This is a genomic window from Variovorax boronicumulans, from assembly GCF_029892485.1.
Lineage (GTDB): Bacteria > Pseudomonadota > Gammaproteobacteria > Burkholderiales > Burkholderiaceae_C > Variovorax > Variovorax boronicumulans_B.
In genome coordinates this window covers 25142-39797 of record NZ_JARXVG010000009.1, presented here as the reverse complement: position 1 = coordinate 39797, position 14656 = coordinate 25142, and the positions used below count along the sequence as shown (strand labels likewise).

The following is a 14656-nucleotide window of genomic DNA, read 5'->3' as shown; positions in this document are numbered from 1 at the left end:
AATTTCCTTGAGACGGGTCTCACGCCGCCGAGTCGGCGGCCGATGCGTTGAGCTCCCCTGCACGAGGCTTGGGCGCCTGCGCCAGCGACTTCATGAGGGCGGGGTCTTGCAGCAGCTTGTTGACCAGGCCTTCCGCGCCCGCCTTGCCATCCATGTATGTCTGCAGGTTGGCGAGCTGGGTGCGTGCCTCGAGCAGCCGGTTGAGCGGCTCGACCTTGCGAGCAACGGCAGCCGGGGAAAAGTCCTCAATGCTTTCGAAGGTGATGTCGACCATGAGCTGCCCCTGGCCCGACAGTGTGTTGGGCACGGCAAAGGCCACGCGGGGCTGGATCGCCTTCATGCGTTCGTCGAAATTGTCGATGTCGATGTCGAGGAACTTGCGGTCGATCACCGGCGGCAGCGCTTGCGCGGGCTTGCCGGAAAGATCGGCCAGAACACCCATGACGAAAGGCAGCTCGATCTTTTTTTCCGAGCCGTAGATTTCCACGTCGTATTCGATCTGTACGCGTGGCGCCCTGTTGCGGGCAATGAACTTCTGGCTGCTGTTGTTGCTTGTCATGAAAACTCCCTGATGAAAACTAAGAAATAGAGCCCTTGGAAACACTGCGATTTCAAGAGTCAGACGTATTCGGTATGGCAGATGACGGCGTCTCCTCCTTGCAGGTCCGGCCCCGCTTTGCCACGCGACCTTGCGTCGACCGATATCCGGGCGATCACCCGCTTTTCCTGCAAGGCGCCCAGCCAGTGCCGCGACAGGACGGGCAGCAGGTTCTGCTCGATGAAACCGATCAGACGGCGCGCACCGGTTTCATGGGTGCCGCATCGCTCGACGATTTCGGCCACCAAACCATCGGCGTAGTGCAATTCGATGCCGTGCTGCTTTTTCATGCGCTGGACCACCCGGTCCAGGTGCAGCGCGACGATGTTGCCCAGCGTCTTCTCTTCCAATGGGAGATAGGGCACAACGGACAGGCGTCCCAGGAATGCGGCCGGGAAAACCTGGCGAAGAACAGGCTGCAGCGCTTCACGCAAGGTTTCGACATCGGGCGGCGACGTGGCGTCCTCGCACAGGCTCTGGACAAGTTCCGCACCGGCATTGCTCGTCAACAGGATGGTGGTGTTCCTGAAATCGATCTGGCGGCCTTCGCCGTCTTCCATCCAGCCCTTGTCGAACACCTGGTAGAAGACCTCGTGCACATCCGGATGCGCCTTTTCCACTTCGTCGAGGAGGATCACGCTGTAGGGTCGTCGGCGCACGGCCTCCGTCAGGACCCCGCCTTCTCCGTAGCCGACGTAGCCCGGCGGCGAGCCCTTCAGCGTCGAGACGGTGTGCGGCTCCTGGAACTCGCTCATGTTGATGGTGATGAGATTCTGTTCACCGCCATACATCGCATCCGCCAGTGCCAGCGCGGTCTCCGTCTTGCCGACACCCGAGGGACCAACCAGAAGGAAGACGCCGATCGGCTTGTTCGGGTCAGTCAGCTGCGCCCGCGACGTGCGGATGCGCTCCGAAATCGCGGCGAGGGCGTGGCCCTGGCCGATCACGCGTTCGCCGAGCATGGATTCAAGCCTGAAGACTGCCGCGACTTCGTCCTGCACCATGCGACCAACGGGGATGCCCGTCCAATCTGCAACGATGGCCGCGACCACGGACTCGTCGACCTGGGAAAAGACCATCGGCACGTCCTGTTGCCGCGCGAGGAGCTCTTCTTCCTGGACCCGCAACCGCGCCGAGGGCCATTCGCCCTCGGCGCCGCTCTCCTCCTCCCCCCTCCTCTTTGTTCTCAGCGCGTGGATCTGCCGAACCATTGCGAGCTCTTCTTGCCACCGGGCTTCGTGTGTCGAGAGTTCATGTTCGGCGGCAGCCAGTCGGGCATTCGCGGTTTCGATGCGCTCCGATCGGGTCTCGCTGCCTCGCGAGATTTCGCCCTCCTGAGCCAACAAGGCGAGTTCCACATCGAGGGCTGCGATCCGCCGACGCAACTGATCGACCACGGCAGGCGGCGTGTGCAGCGACATGGCGACACGCGCGCACGCGGTGTCGAGCAGGCTGATGGCCTTGTCCGGCAGCTGGCGCGACGGGATATAGCGATGGGACAGCGTCACCGCCGCCCGCACCGCCTCGTCCAGCACGGTAACGCCGTGATGCTCGGCAAAGGTGGCGACCAGACCGCGCACCATCTCGATCGCCGAAGCCTCCTCGGGCTCCGCGACCTGCAGCGTCTGGAAGCGCCGGGTCAACGCAGGATCCTTCTCGATATGGCGCTTGTATTCGCTCCAGGTGGTCGCGCCTACAGTGCGCAAGGTGCCGCGCGCAAGCGCGGGCTTGAGCAGATTGGCCGCATCTCCAGTACCGGCCTGGCCACCGGCGCCGACCAAGGTATGCACCTCGTCGATGAAGAGAATGACCGGTTGGCTAGAACGGCTTGCCTCTTCGAGCAGCGACTTCAAGCGGGACTCGAACTCTCCGCGCATGCTGGCACCCGCGAGCAGCGCACCCACATCGAGGCTGAGCAGGCGGGCATCGCGCAGCGATGGCGGAACCTCTCCCGTGGCAATGGCAAGCGCGAGCCCTTCGACCACCGCCGTCTTGCCCACGCCGGCCTCCCCTGTCAACAAGGGGTTGTTCTGTCGCCGCCGCAGCAGGATGTCGACCATCGTGCGGATTTCATGTTCGCGGCCGATCACGGGGTCGATCTGGCCGCTGCGTGCGCGCTCCGTCAGATCGGTGCAGTAGCGGGCCAAGGCAGATTTGCCATCCGGCGAATCGACGATTGCACCGCTCGCTTCGCCCGGCGTTGCCGACGGCATGCCGGAGCCGTCGTGCGGCCCCTCCTTGTCTTCGGGTGAACCTGCGATGAGCCCGGCGATGACATCTCTCATTCGCTCTGCAGGAAGCCTTCGGAATTCGGGAGACAGGCCCAGGAGTACGCGTTGCAGTTCGGGCGTTTGCACCAACGCCGTCAGGAGCCAGGCGCTGCGTACACAGCGATCGCCGAATTCGAGACTGGACAGGATCCATGCACGCTCGATGGCCGCTTCGACATGATGGGAGAAATCACTGAGCGAGGTGGCGCCCGAAGGCAATGCCGACAGCGCCAGAGCCAGGTCTTTGTCGACGGCTTGCACGTCAACTTGGTAGTGGCGGCAAATGCGATGCAGATCGCTGTCGTTGATTTGCCAGAGCTGGTGAATCCAGTGCGTCAATTCGACATATGGATTTCCCCTCAATTTGGCAAAAGCCGTTGCGGATTCGATGCCGCGAAACAGGGTGAGATTGAGCTTGCCGAACAGCGCTCGCCGGGAGATTGCCATTGCGGTCTATTGCCCCCCGAACGACATCATTTGCCCGGCGGAACCCAGCGCAATGCTCAAGAGAAAATGTCCGACACCTACCGTCTTCTTGCCCACTCCGCACTCCCTATGCTTTCTGGAATAGGGGCGATTCTGGAGGCTGGCGCGAAGCTGTGCGACGCACAGTTTCTACCAATAGTTAAATCAAAAAAGCAGGCAATTGATCTGTGAAATTTATCCAGAGGTGCGCAATTCCCATGATTTAAATGTAGAAGTTTTTATTAAGAATCGCCGCAAACCTTGGCGGAGCAACAAGCCAGCGATTTGCGCAAGGCCTGCTAAGCGGCAACGGCCGGCCCGCTGCACACTGGCGGCTATGAAGACCCGGTGCGCAGAGCAGGACTACAGGGAGCGCGTGGCGCGCGTCGTCGCAGCCATCGTGGCCGATCCGATGGCGGAGCACCGCCTCGACGACCTGGCGAGGCTGGCGCATTTCTCGCCCTTTCACTTCCACCGCATCTACCACGGCATCGCGGGCGAGACAGTTGCGACCACGGTGCGCCGCGTGCGGCTGGCACTCGCCACGCGATTGCTGACCCTGGGCGGCCGCAGCATCACGCAGGTGGGGCTGGCGGTGGGCTACGAGAGCCCCCAGGCCTTCACGCGCGCCTTCGGGCAGTTCACCGGCCAGTCGCCGCGTGAATTTCAGCAGCAGATGCGCGAGGCGATCCTGGCCGCCGGTCCCGCACGCCAAGGCAAGGACGGCGATGCGCCCGCGCCCGTGCGCATCGTCGAGCGCCTCGCACAACCCGTGCATGCGCTGCGCCATCGCGGGCCTTTCTCCACCATTCCCCATACCCACCGCCGACTGCGTGCGCATGCCGGCACACGCACCATCTCGGACTGGCTGGGCATCTCCAGTCACGACCCGGAAGTGCCGTCCGAATTCAGGTACTACGCCGCGGCGGCCTCGCCCGACCCCTGGCCCGCGGACGACGCGGAACTCGAGATGCTCGACATCCCCGGCGGCCTCTACGCCGTGCATTGCCTTGCGGGTCCGTACAGCCGCATCAACGCCGCCGTGCACGCGCTCTACGCGCAGTGGCTCCCCGGCAGCGGCTACGAGCCGGACGACCGTCCCACGTTGGAGCACTACCTGAATTCGCCACGCCAGGTTGCGCCGGCTGCCTTGCGCACCGACCTGCTGATTCCCATCCGGCCAGCAGATTGACTTTCGACCTCACGCAGGATTCGCCATGCCTTTGCTTCGCTTTCTGGTCGCCACCGCCTTCTGTCTCCTTGCCACATTCGCACAGGCCGCGGGCTTCAGCACCTTCGAGACACCGGCCGATGCGCAAGGCCCGGCGCTGCGCGGCGCGGTGTGGACGCCCTGTGCCGCACCGGCCGGAGAAATCAGGCTCGGCCATTACGCGCTTTCCGGCGTGCGGGACTGCCCGATCCCAGCGGGCGGCCCCTTGCCGTTGATCGTGCTGTCGCACGGATACGGCGGCTCCTTTCTGGGCCACCACGACACGGCGCAAGTGCTGGCCGATGCGGGCTTCGTGGTCGCGGCCATCAACCATTCGAGCGACAACTTCCAGCTGCGCGGCGGGCCGGACGACAAGCTCTCTGCACTCGCGACGCGAACCACGGACATCAAGCGGTTGATCGACTACATGCTCGCGCAATGGCCCGCGCATGACAGGCTGGCCGCAGGACAGATCGGCTTCTTCGGTTTCTCCAGGGGCGGCTACACGGGTCTCGCACTCGCCGGCGGCCGTCCGGATTTCAAGCGACTGCCAACCCTGCCTTCGTCACCTTGCGCTTCGGCGCCGGAAGGCGCGGCATGTGGGCAAATGCGTCAACGATTTCGCGAGTTGCTCGCTGCGCCGCTGACCCGCGACACCCGCATCCGTGCGGCCGTGATCGCCGACCCGCTCGGCATGGTGTTCGATGCCGAGCGCCTGAAGAACGTGACGATCCCGATCCTGCTCTGGGCTTCGGAGCGCGGCGGCGACGGCGTGCTGCCCCGCGACGTGGAGGCTGTCAGGCGCAGCCTCCCGTCACCGCCCGACTTCCGGGTGCAGCCCGGCTCCGCGCACTTCGCCTTTCTGGCGCCCTGCTCCACGGCGCAGGCCAGCGAATGGCCCGATATCTGCAGCGACGCACCGGGCTTCGACCGCGTGGCATTCCACGACAAGATGAACGCCGGGGTGCTCGCCTTCTTCAGCCAGCACCTCGGGCAGGCGCCGAAGCCCTGATCCGCCTCAGCCCGCGCGCCGCTGCCCTGCCAGACGCCGCACCACCGTCACCAACCGGTCCACCTCGTCGAATGTGTTGTAGAACGCGAGCGAAGGCCGCACCGTTGTCTCCACGCCGAAGCGCCGCAGGATCGGCTGCGCACAGTGGTGGCCCGTGCGCACCGCGATGCCTTCGTCATTCAGCGCATGGCCCACCTCTTCGGTGCTGTAGCCGTCGAGCACGAAGGACATCACGCTCGCCTTGTCGGCCGCCGTGCCGATCAGCCGCACGCCCGGGATCGCGCCGAGCTTCTGCATGCCGTACACGAGCAGCTCGTGCTCATAGCGCGCGATGTTCTCGATACCGACCTTGTTCACGTAGTCGATCGCCGCGCCCAGGCCCACCGCATCGGCGATGTTGCCGGTGCCGGCCTCGAACTTGTTCGGGATCGGCTGGAACACGGTCTTCTCGAAGGTCACGTCGGCAATCATGTTGCCGCCGCCCTGCCAGGGCGGCATGTCTTCGAGCACTTCGCGCTTGCCCCAGACCACGCCGATGCCGGTCGGGCCGAACACCTTGTGGCCGGAGAAGACGAAAAAGTCGGCACCGATGTCCTGCACGTCGACGCGCATGTGCGAGACCGACTGCGCGCCGTCGACCAGCGCCTTGGCGCCAGCACGGTGCGCGAGCTCGACGATCTCCTTCACCGGCACCACGGTGCCCAGCGCGTTCGAAACCTGCGTGACGGCAACGATCTTCGTGCGGTCGTTGAGCAGCTTGCGGTATTCGTCGAGCAGCACCTGGCCCGAGTCGTCCACCGGGATCACGCGCAGCTTCGCGCCCTTGGCGGCAGCGAGCTGTTGCCACGGCACGATGTTGGCGTGGTGCTCCAGGTTCGAGACGATGATCTCGTCGCCCTCGCCCACGTGCTGCCCGCCCCAGCTCTTGGCCACGAGGTTGATGGCCTCGGTGGTACCGCGCACGAAGATCACTTCTTCGACTTCGGGTGCGTTGATGAACTTGCGCACGCGCTCGCGGGCACCTTCGTAGGCATCGGTCGCGCGCGCAGCGAGCTCATGCGCCGCACGATGGATGTTCGAGTTCTCGTGTTCGTAGAAGTACGCGATGCGGTCGATGACCGACTGCGGCTTGTGCGTGGTGGCCGCGTTGTCGAACCACACGAGCTGCTTGCCGTTGACGCGCTCCTGCAGGATCGGGAAGTCGCGGCGTACGGCATTGACGTCGAACGGCGGATGCTGGCCGGAGCCGGCGAGCGGCACGGCTTCGGGGTCGCGGGCCGTACCGTGCGGATGGGGCTTGGCCGGCGTGACGAAGCCGTTGGGCAAGCGCACCGCATCGACGAAGTAGAACTGCGGCTTGTCACTCCCTTGCACCGGGGATTGGCTCCCTCGCCCCTCTGGGGAGAGGGTTGGGGTGAGGGGCTGCGGCGAGGAAACGCCAGCAAATGATTGAGCGCCCCTGCCCTCACCCCAGCCTTCTCCCGCAAGCGGGAGAGGGGGCAAGACCTGCGCAGGCGCGGAGATGGCAGAGGCTGCCCCCGCCGTCGGGTGCCCGTAACTGTTGTTCAGAAAGTAGAACGGCGAAGACGCCCCGGCTTGCGGTCCAACCGGCGCACCGGCCTGCTGTGGCACACCCAGCACCGTGCCACCCGAACGCGGCTCGAAGGCTGGCGCCACGGACAACAAGTTGTCCGGCACGCCATTGCCCGCCACCGCATGCGGCAGCAGTGCCGGCGCACGGTTGGCCAGCGAAGGCAATTGGGTCGGCGATGCCGGCAACACGTTGGCGCCCGGAATCTGCCCTTGCGGAATCGGCGTGCCCGGCACGCTGGGCCCGAAGCCGGCGGGGCTCACCAGCGGCGAGCCCGGCGGCGCGATGTTGGCGGGGAACTGCGCGCCCGGCACCAGCCCGCTCGCCACGCCCGGCAACGAGGTCGGTGGCGTGCCCGGCAGCGCGGCGAACATGGCACTCGCCATGCGCGCCAGGATGGCCGGATCGAACGGCGCCTCGCCCGGAATCGTTGGGGTACTCACCGCGGCTTACTTGTAGGTGTCGGGATAGTCGTGGTACTTGCCGATCTCGACGTCGTCGAGCACCGCCAGCGCATCGGTGGTCAGCACCGCCAGCGAGCAATACAGCGAGATCAGGTACGACGCGATCGCGTGGTTGTTGATGCCCATGAAGCGCACCGACAGCCCCGGGCTCTGCTCGCCCGAGAGGCCCGGCTGGAACAGCCCCACCACGCCCTGGCGCTTGTCGCCAACGCGCAGCAGCAGGATCTTGCTCTTGCCGTCGGCCACAGGCACCTTGTTCGACGGAATCAGCGGAATGCCGCGCCCGGTGATGAACTGCGAACCGAAGAGGCTCACCGTCGGCGGCGGCGTGCCGCGGCGCGTGGCTTCGCGCCCGAAGGCGGCGATGGCCAGCGGGTGGGTGAGAAAGAACGCTGGTTCCTTCCACACCTTGGTCAGCAGCTCGTCCAGGTCATCGGGCGTGGGCGCGCCGGTCAGCGGGAAGATGCGCTGCTCTTCGCTCACTTGCGCCAGCAGGCCGTAGTCGGGGTTGTTGATGAGCTCGCTCTCCTGGTTCTCCTTGATCGTTTCGATCGTGAGACGCAGCTGCTCCTTGATCTGGTCGTGCGGGCTGCTGTAGAGGTCGGAGATGCGCGTGTGCACGTCGAGCACGGTGCTCACCGCATTGAGGTAGTGCTCGCGCGGGTTTTCTTCGTAGTCGACGAAGGTGCGCGGCAGCTGGTTTTCTTCTTCGCGCGAGGTGCAGGTGACCTTGATCGACTCGGGGTTCTTGACCTTGTTGACGCGGTAGATGCCCGCCTCCACCGGCACCCATTGCAGGAGATGCGTCAGCCAACGCGGGCTGATGGTCTCGAGTTGGGGGACTGTCTTGGTGGCATTGGCCAGCTGGCGTGCGGCGTTGTCGCCAAGGGCGGTGGTACCACCGACTGTTGCGCTCATGTATTGAAGCTCCGTGGAGAGGTAAGAAATTGGTCGCCAGTGTCAGGCGGCCAAGGGTTTCCCCTCAACAGGCTATAGCCGCCAAGTTGATCCGCCTGGCGAGACGCGATTGCTCCAGCTGTTCGCAGCGTGCGAGCAGGTTGACGATGTTGATGCCCAGCGCCGTCGCGAGCTTCTGCGCGGTGACGATCGACGGGATCACCCGGCCGCGTTCGACCTCGCCGACATACGAGCGATTGAGGTCCGAACGCTCGGCCAGCTGCTCCTGGGACCAACCATTCGCCTCGCGCAGCTGACGCACGGTGACACCGAAATCTTCGACAAAGGCCTTCATGGTGCGCTCGCTTTCGGTGCATTCTGCAAACTGGCCTGGGTCACGCTCGCACCCGGCTTCACGTCGTCGGTGATCCACACGTTGCCGCCGATCACCGCGCCCTTGCCCAAGGTGACACGGCCGAGGATGGTCGCGCCCGCATAGATGACCACGTCGTCTTCGACCACCGGATGCCGCGGCAGGCCCTTCTGCAGGTTGCCTTCGGTGTCGGTGGGAAAGCGCTTGGCGCCCAGCGTCACGGCCTGGTAGAGCCGCACGCGCTTGCCGATGACAGCCGTTTCGCCGATCACCACGCCCGTGCCGTGGTCGATGAAGAAGCCCGCGTCGATCTGCGCGCCGGGGTGGATGTCGATGCCGGTCTGCCCATGCGCCAGCTCGGCCACGATGCGCGCGAGCAGCGGCAGATCGAGCTTGTAGAGCTGGTGCGCGAGGCGGTGATGGATCATCGCGAGCACACCGGGATAGCACAGCAGCACTTCGTCGACGCTGCGCGCAGCCGGGTCGCCCTGGTAGGCGGCGAGCACGTCGCTGTCGAGCAGGCGGCGCAGGCCAGGCAGCGCGTTCGCGAACTGGCGCACCGCTTCGGTGGCCGCGTCGTCGATCTCGCTGGCGGGACGCGGCTGCAGACGCGCATTGAAATTGAGTTCCAGCCGTGCCTGCACCAGCAGCGCCTGCAAGGCGGCGTCGAGCGTGTGGCCGACGTAGAAGTCCTCGCTCTCGTGGCGCAGGTCCGGCGGGCCGAGCCGCATCGGAAAGAGCGCGCCCTTGAGCGACTCGACGATCTGCGTGAGCGCATCGCGCGACGGAAACTCGCGCGCACCGGGCTCTCGCGAGCGCCGCTGTGAATCGCGCCAGTCGTCGCGCACGCCGTGCAGCGCGCGCACGATGTCGCTTACCTCGAAATGGGCCATCTGTTTTTCCCCCTTGAACTTCTTGTGGGTCTTGTGCGAGAGGCGTCGGTCAGTCCTGCACCCAGGGCAATTGATGGAAGCGCCAGCCGTCCGCACCACCGCGGTGCTGCTGCGCATCGATCTCGCCCTCGAAGCCTTCGAGCACGTTGAAGACGTTGGTGAATCCTGCCTTCGCGGCAGCCTCGGCGGCCAGTGCGGAGCGCTTGCCGCTGCGGCACAGCAGCAGCGCCACGGCATCCTTGCCACCCTCTTTCGCGAGCTTGGCTTCGAGCTCGCGAACGAAGCGCGGGTTGCGCGTGAGCGCGGTGCCCGTGGCCCAGGCCACGTGAAGGCTCTCGGGCACACGGCCGACGAACTTGCGTTCCTCGCCCGAGCGCACGTCGACCAGCACGGCCTGGCCTTTCTGCACCAGATCCCAGGCCACCGTCGGCGTCACGCCGCCGGCATAGGGCAGATTGCTTTCGGCGGCCTTGGCGCGCGCTTGTTCCAGGGATTCGGGCAAGACGAGTTCTTCAACTTCCACTGACATGCTGTGCGGCTCCTGTTGTGCGTTGGAATTCGCCTTGATGGCGATAACCACCACTTTAGGAGCGTCCTCCAGAACCTCCAACGACTGAAAAGTCGATTCCTAACAACCGGACGTTGTATAGCGCGGGTATTCAGGCGGCCGTCGCCTCCGCCGCGCGCACGGCCGGCGCGGTCAGGTCCACGCTCTTGGCACCGTCCACCCCATAGGGCACGTCGCCCGCGATCGTGACCCGGCGCACCACCCGGTGCTGGTCCCCGTAGTCGTTGATCGCGTAGTGCTGCGTGGCCCGGTTGTCCCAGATCGCCACGTCACCCTGCGTCCAGCGCCAGCGCACCGTGTTCTCCAGGCGGTGCACATGGCTTTGCAGCACGCTCAGCAGATGGCCGGAGTCATAAGTCGAATGGCCGACCAGCCGTTTCACGAAGTGACCCAGCACGAGGCTGCGCTCGCCGGTCTCCGGGTGCACGCGCACCACCGGGTGCTCGGCTTCGAGCAGGCGGCGGGTGAACACCTCCTTGTAGCGCTTGACGCCTTCATCGGCGAGGTCCGCCGGCTGTCGCGAGGCGGCGTAGTCGTAGTCGTTGCCATGCACCGCGCGCAGCCGGTCGGCCAGCGCCTTCAGGTCTTCGGAGAGGCTTTCGTAGGCGGCCACGGTGTTGGCCCAGACGGTATCGCCGCCATAGGGCGGGATCACGACCGCACGCAGGATCGACACCTGCGGATAGGCCACTTCGAAGGTGACGTCGGTGTGCCACGAGTTGGCTCGGCCGCCGTGGCGCGAGTCGAGTTCCAGCAGCTTCGTGCCGTCCTTCGAGGGCACGGTCGGGTGCGGCACCAGTTCGCCCCAGAGGCGGCCGAAGGCCTGCTGCTGCGCGTCGTCCAGGTGCTGCTGTCCGCGGAAGAACAGCACCTTGTGCTTGAGCAGCGCCGCCTTGATGGACCGGAACACCTCCGGCTGCAGTTCGCCCGAGAGCCGCACGCCGCGCACCTCGGCGCCGATGTGGCCGGCCTGCCGGACGATGTCGAGCTCGTTGTCTTGTGCAACGGCGGGGGAAGAAAGAACAGCGCTCATCGAAGGTCCTCTTTGGGGTTGATTCCAAAGATTCTGTGAGGCGACTTCCCGGGCCGGAAGGAAGCTGTTCGCAGTTCCTCATGCCCCATTCGACTAAGCCATGTTGGCTATATCGACCTGCGCCAAACAGAGGCACAGTGGCGCCATGGATCACAAAGTCATCACCCTCATCAAATGGCTCTTCCTGGCCATCGGGCTCCTGCTCCTGGTCGGTGCGATCTTCGTGGACCCCGAGGCCAAGCTGGCCCTCACGATCATGGGCTTGATCTTCGCGGGCATCGGCGGCGGCATCATCGCGTTCGGCCAATGGAGCGCGCAGAAGGAAGCCGACCTGCGGCAAAACGGCCAGCTCGTCGAGGCCGAGTTCCAGTCGGTCGAGGTCAACGGCAGCATCGAGGTGAACGGCGAGCACCCCTACCGCATCGTCGCCAGGTGGCACGACACATCGACCCACACCCTGCACCTGTTCCGCAGCGCCAACCTCTGGTTCGACCCGACCGACTACGTGCCGGAATGGATCCCGGTCTACATCGACCGGAGCAATCCGAAGCGCTATCACATGGAAACTTCGTTCCTGCCCAAGCTGCAGTGAACAAGAGGCTCAGCCCGTCCGGTTCTCGTCGCAGCTACTTTTGTTCTTGGGCCTTGTGCACAGCAGGACCAGCATCAGCACATGCGACGCCACCACGAAGACGACGGATGCCAACAGCATCCAGTGCTCGACCGAGTCCCAGCGCCAGCGGCGAATGTCATCGAGGTGAACAAAGACCAGCATCCCGATGCCCATCAGCGGGAGAAGCATCAGCACCCAGATCACGAGACGACCACTGCTTGTTGAGGAGACACCCTCCCCGGTCACGATTTTCTTGTTCACCCAACGTCCCATCCCTCGACAACAAGGGAGGGATTCTGGGTGAGAAAAAAATCAACAATCTCTATCAATAGTTAACTCAAACGGCGCTTCTTCGATTCCGTGACTTTGCTCCAGGCGAGAGATCGAATCGAACGAAACAGCACCCAGAAAAAAGCCGCTCGGGGTCCGATGGACACCGAGCGGCTCATTGGCGGGCAGTGCCGCAGAAGCCAGCTCAGAGCTTCGCGATCGAAACTTCGGTCGACTTCACGAGCGCGACCACGTCGGAGCCGACCTTCAGCTGCAGCTCGTCGATCGAGCGCGTGGTGATGACCGAGGTCACGATGCCCCAGGCGGTTTCGACATCGACTTCGGAGACGACGTCGCCGCGGATGATTTCGCGGACCTTGCCCTTGAACTGGTTGCGTACGTTGATGGCTTGGATGGACATGATGGTTTCTCTTTCAGGTTGAAGAAGTAAAGGATGGGAGGACGACGAGATCAGACGATCTGCGCCACGTCGTCGAACGCGAGCCGGGGCCCGCGCTCGAAGGTGCCGGCGTGATCGGCCACGCCAAGGTTCACGAGAAAGTTGGCGCGGTAGCGGCCATCGGGAAAGAAGGCCTTGTCGACCAGGCCCGCGTTGAAGCCCGACTGCGGCCCCGCGTCCAGGCCGAGCGAACGCGCCGCCAGGATCAGGTAGGCGCCCTGCAGGCTGCTGTTGCGAAAGCCCGTGGCCTCTGCGGCCTCGGCGCTCTTCTCGAAGAAGGGCTTGGCGTCGTAGGCCGGGAACTGCGTGGGCAGGTGCTCGTAGAAGCGCGTGTCGTGCGCCACGATCACCGTCACGCCGGCAGCCAAAGTCTGCGCCGTGTTGCCGGACGAGACCGCGGGCTTGAGCTTCGCCTTGGCCTCTTCGCTGCGCACGAACACATAGCGCGCGGGCTGCGCGTTGTAGGCGGTCGGGCCCCACTTCACGAGGTCGTAGAGCTGGTGGATCAGTTCGTCGGTCACGGGCACCGGCTTGAAGGCGTGCACGGTGCGCGCCTTGCGGAACAGCTGGTCGAGCGCCGCTTCGGGGATGGCGTTGAGTGTTGTCATGGTTTTCCGTTCATCGAAGCGGTCAGGACGCGGCCGCGAGCGCCACGTCGAGATCGGCGATCAGGTCGTCGATGTGCTCGATGCCGACCGACAGGCGCACGGTGTCTTCCGTCACGCCGGCCCTGGCCAACTCTTCGGGCGACAACTGCCGGTGCGTGGTCGAGGCCGGGTGCGTGGCCAGCGAGCGCACGTCGCCGATGTTCACCAGGCGCGTGAAGAGCTTGAGCGCATCGAGGAATTTCGCGCCGCCTTCACGGCCGCTGCCGATGCCGAAGGTCAGCACGCCGCTGGACTTGCCGCCGAAGTACTTCTGCGCCAGCGCATGGTCGGGGTGGTCTTCGAGCGCCGCGTAGTTGACCCAGTTCACGGCCTTGTGCGTCTTCAGGTGCTGCGCCACCTTGAGCGCATTGCTGCTGATGCGGTCCATGCGCAGCGCCAGCGTCTCGATGCCCTGCAGGATCAGGAAGGCGTTGAATGGCGAAATGGCCGCGCCGGTATTGCGCAGCGGCACCACGCGCGCGCGGCCGATGTAGGCAGCCGGGCCCAGCGCCTCGGTGTAGACCACGCCGTGGTAGCTGACGTCGGGCTCGTTCAGGCGCTTGAAGCGCTGCTTGTGCTCGGCCCACGGGAACTTGCCCGAATCGACGATGGCGCCGCCGATGCTGGTGCCGTGGCCGCCCAGGTACTTGGTGAGCGAGTGCACCACGATGTCCGCGCCGTGCTCGATGGGCCGGCTCAGGTACGGCGAAGGCACGGTGTTGTCCACGATCAGCGGCACGCCGTGGCGGTGCGCGATCTCGGCGATGGCCGCGATGTCGGTCACGTTGCCGGCCGGATTGCCCAGCGACTCGACGAACACCGCCTTGGTCTTCTCGTCGAAGAGCTTCTCGAAGCTGCTCGGATCGCGGTGGTCCGCAAAGCGCGTGGTGATGCCGAACTGCGGCAGCGTGTGCGCAAAGAGGTTGTAGGTGCCGCCGTAGAGCGCCGTGCTGCTGATGATGTTGTCGCCGGCCTCCGCGATGGTCTGGATCGCATAGGTCACGGCCGCCTGGCCCGAGGCCAGCGCGAGTGCTGCGATGCCGCCTTCGAGCGCGGCCACGCGCTGCTCCAGCACGTCCTGCGTCGGGTTGTTGATGCGGGTGTAGATGTTGCCCGGCACCTTCAGGTCGAACAGGTCCGCGCCGTGCTGCGCGCTGTCGAAGGCGTAGGCCACCGTCTGGTAGATCGGGGGCGCGACGGCGCGCGTGGTCGGCTCGGGCGAGTAGCCGGCATGGACCGACAGGGTTTCGAATTTCCAGTTCTGCGACATGGGGACTGCCTTTCGGGAAAAG

15 protein-coding genes are annotated in these 14656 nt (G+C 65.1%); 3 read left to right on the top strand and 12 right to left on the bottom strand.

From position 1 onward, the window contains the following. Positions 1-19: 19 nt before the first annotated feature. A complete protein-coding gene (gene tssB, locus M2282_RS20470; protein ID WP_280810601.1) occupies positions 20-559 on the bottom strand; it encodes a type VI secretion system contractile sheath small subunit in 540 nt (179 codons plus the stop codon). Positions 560-618: 59 nt separating this feature from the next. Then, positions 619-3315, bottom strand: a complete 2697-nt coding sequence (gene tssH, locus M2282_RS20465) for a type VI secretion system ATPase TssH (RefSeq protein ID WP_280810600.1) — start codon at positions 3313-3315, stop codon at positions 619-621. Positions 3316-3670: 355 nt separating this feature from the next. Between tssH and M2282_RS20460 the strand changes: the two genes are divergently transcribed. Both M2282_RS20460 and M2282_RS20455 read left to right on the top strand, forming a co-directional pair. After that, positions 3671-4525, top strand: coding sequence for an AraC family transcriptional regulator (locus M2282_RS20460; RefSeq protein WP_280810599.1), 855 nt, complete (start codon positions 3671-3673; stop codon positions 4523-4525). 25 nt (positions 4526-4550) lie between these two features. Further along, positions 4551-5555: an alpha/beta hydrolase family protein gene (locus tag M2282_RS20455; protein ID WP_280810598.1), complete on the top strand. Its 1005-nt coding sequence runs from the start codon at positions 4551-4553 to the stop codon at positions 5553-5555. A gap of 6 nt (positions 5556-5561) precedes the next feature. Here M2282_RS20455 and M2282_RS20450 read toward each other — a convergent pair whose 3' ends face one another. The 6 genes from M2282_RS20450 to M2282_RS20425 form a co-directional block, all read right to left on the bottom strand. After that, positions 5562-7532, bottom strand: a complete 1971-nt coding sequence (locus M2282_RS20450; protein ID WP_280810822.1) for a family 2A encapsulin nanocompartment cargo protein cysteine desulfurase — start codon at positions 7530-7532, stop codon at positions 5562-5564. A gap of 63 nt (positions 7533-7595) precedes the next feature. Beyond that, on the bottom strand, positions 7596-8528 hold the full coding sequence (locus tag M2282_RS20445) for a family 2A encapsulin nanocompartment shell protein (RefSeq protein WP_280810597.1): 933 nt from the start codon (positions 8526-8528) through the stop codon (positions 7596-7598). A gap of 64 nt (positions 8529-8592) precedes the next feature. Next, positions 8593-8862 carry a helix-turn-helix domain-containing protein gene (locus M2282_RS20440; RefSeq protein ID WP_013541111.1) on the bottom strand — a complete coding sequence of 90 codons (270 nt, stop codon included), beginning with the start codon at positions 8860-8862 and terminating at the stop codon, positions 8593-8595. Continuing rightward, positions 8859-9773 (bottom strand): serine O-acetyltransferase EpsC, encoded by a 915-nt coding sequence (gene epsC, locus M2282_RS20435; protein ID WP_280810596.1) that lies wholly within the window; start codon positions 9771-9773, stop codon positions 8859-8861. The genes M2282_RS20440 and epsC overlap by 4 nt, the downstream gene beginning before the upstream one ends. A gap of 49 nt (positions 9774-9822) precedes the next feature. Further along, positions 9823-10302 carry a rhodanese-like domain-containing protein gene (locus tag M2282_RS20430; protein WP_280810595.1) on the bottom strand — a complete coding sequence of 160 codons (480 nt, stop codon included), beginning with the start codon at positions 10300-10302 and terminating at the stop codon, positions 9823-9825. 130 nt (positions 10303-10432) lie between these two features. Continuing rightward, positions 10433-11374 (bottom strand): TauD/TfdA dioxygenase family protein, encoded by a 942-nt coding sequence (locus tag M2282_RS20425; RefSeq protein ID WP_280810594.1) that lies wholly within the window; start codon positions 11372-11374, stop codon positions 10433-10435. A gap of 145 nt (positions 11375-11519) precedes the next feature. Here M2282_RS20425 and M2282_RS20420 point away from each other — a divergent pair, with 145 nt between their 5' ends. Then, positions 11520-11966, top strand: coding sequence for a hypothetical protein (locus M2282_RS20420; protein ID WP_280810593.1), 447 nt, complete (start codon positions 11520-11522; stop codon positions 11964-11966). 9 nt (positions 11967-11975) lie between these two features. Here the strand turns inward: M2282_RS20420 and M2282_RS20415 are convergent, their stop codons facing one another. The 4 genes from M2282_RS20415 to M2282_RS20400 form a co-directional block, all read right to left on the bottom strand. Then, complete coding sequence (locus M2282_RS20415) at positions 11976-12248, bottom strand: hypothetical protein (RefSeq protein WP_280810592.1); 273 nt, start codon at positions 12246-12248, stop codon at positions 11976-11978. Between the two features lie 214 nt (positions 12249-12462). Next, entirely contained in the window at positions 12463-12678 is a 216-nt protein-coding gene (locus M2282_RS20410) for a TOBE domain-containing protein (protein WP_042579699.1), read from the bottom strand. Between the two features lie 50 nt (positions 12679-12728). Beyond that, positions 12729-13325 carry a malonic semialdehyde reductase gene (locus M2282_RS20405; protein WP_280810591.1) on the bottom strand — a complete coding sequence of 199 codons (597 nt, stop codon included), beginning with the start codon at positions 13323-13325 and terminating at the stop codon, positions 12729-12731. A 22-nt stretch (positions 13326-13347) separates the two neighbouring features. Then, positions 13348-14634: an O-acetylhomoserine aminocarboxypropyltransferase/cysteine synthase family protein gene (locus M2282_RS20400; RefSeq protein WP_280810590.1), complete on the bottom strand. Its 1287-nt coding sequence runs from the start codon at positions 14632-14634 to the stop codon at positions 13348-13350. Positions 14635-14656 lie beyond the last annotated feature (22 nt).

What these genes read in the sequence shown, in the direction of transcription:
- epsC (WP_280810596.1), bottom strand. Translation starts at nt 9,773, where the DNA reads ATGGCCCATTTCGAGGTAAGCGACATCGTGCGCGCGCTGCACGGCGTG.
- M2282_RS20450 (WP_280810822.1), bottom strand. Translation starts at nt 7,532, where the DNA reads ATGGCGAGTGCCATGTTCGCCGCGCTGCCGGGCACGCCACCGACCTCG.
- tssB (WP_280810601.1), bottom strand. Translation starts at nt 559, where the DNA reads ATGACAAGCAACAACAGCAGCCAGAAGTTCATTGCCCGCAACAGGGCG.
- M2282_RS20460 (WP_280810599.1), top strand. Translation starts at nt 3,671, where the DNA reads ATGAAGACCCGGTGCGCAGAGCAGGACTACAGGGAGCGCGTGGCGCGC.
- M2282_RS20440 (WP_013541111.1), bottom strand. Translation starts at nt 8,862, where the DNA reads ATGAAGGCCTTTGTCGAAGATTTCGGTGTCACCGTGCGTCAGCTGCGC.
- tssH (WP_280810600.1), bottom strand. Translation starts at nt 3,315, where the DNA reads ATGGCAATCTCCCGGCGAGCGCTGTTCGGCAAGCTCAATCTCACCCTG.
- M2282_RS20445 (WP_280810597.1), bottom strand. Translation starts at nt 8,528, where the DNA reads ATGAGCGCAACAGTCGGTGGTACCACCGCCCTTGGCGACAACGCCGCA.
- M2282_RS20455 (WP_280810598.1), top strand. Translation starts at nt 4,551, where the DNA reads ATGCCTTTGCTTCGCTTTCTGGTCGCCACCGCCTTCTGTCTCCTTGCC.
- M2282_RS20425 (WP_280810594.1), bottom strand. Translation starts at nt 11,374, where the DNA reads ATGAGCGCTGTTCTTTCTTCCCCCGCCGTTGCACAAGACAACGAGCTC.
- M2282_RS20400 (WP_280810590.1), bottom strand. Translation starts at nt 14,634, where the DNA reads ATGTCGCAGAACTGGAAATTCGAAACCCTGTCGGTCCATGCCGGCTAC.
- M2282_RS20420 (WP_280810593.1), top strand. Translation starts at nt 11,520, where the DNA reads ATGGATCACAAAGTCATCACCCTCATCAAATGGCTCTTCCTGGCCATC.
- M2282_RS20410 (WP_042579699.1), bottom strand. Translation starts at nt 12,678, where the DNA reads ATGTCCATCCAAGCCATCAACGTACGCAACCAGTTCAAGGGCAAGGTC.
- M2282_RS20405 (WP_280810591.1), bottom strand. Translation starts at nt 13,325, where the DNA reads ATGACAACACTCAACGCCATCCCCGAAGCGGCGCTCGACCAGCTGTTC.
- M2282_RS20430 (WP_280810595.1), bottom strand. Translation starts at nt 10,302, where the DNA reads ATGTCAGTGGAAGTTGAAGAACTCGTCTTGCCCGAATCCCTGGAACAA.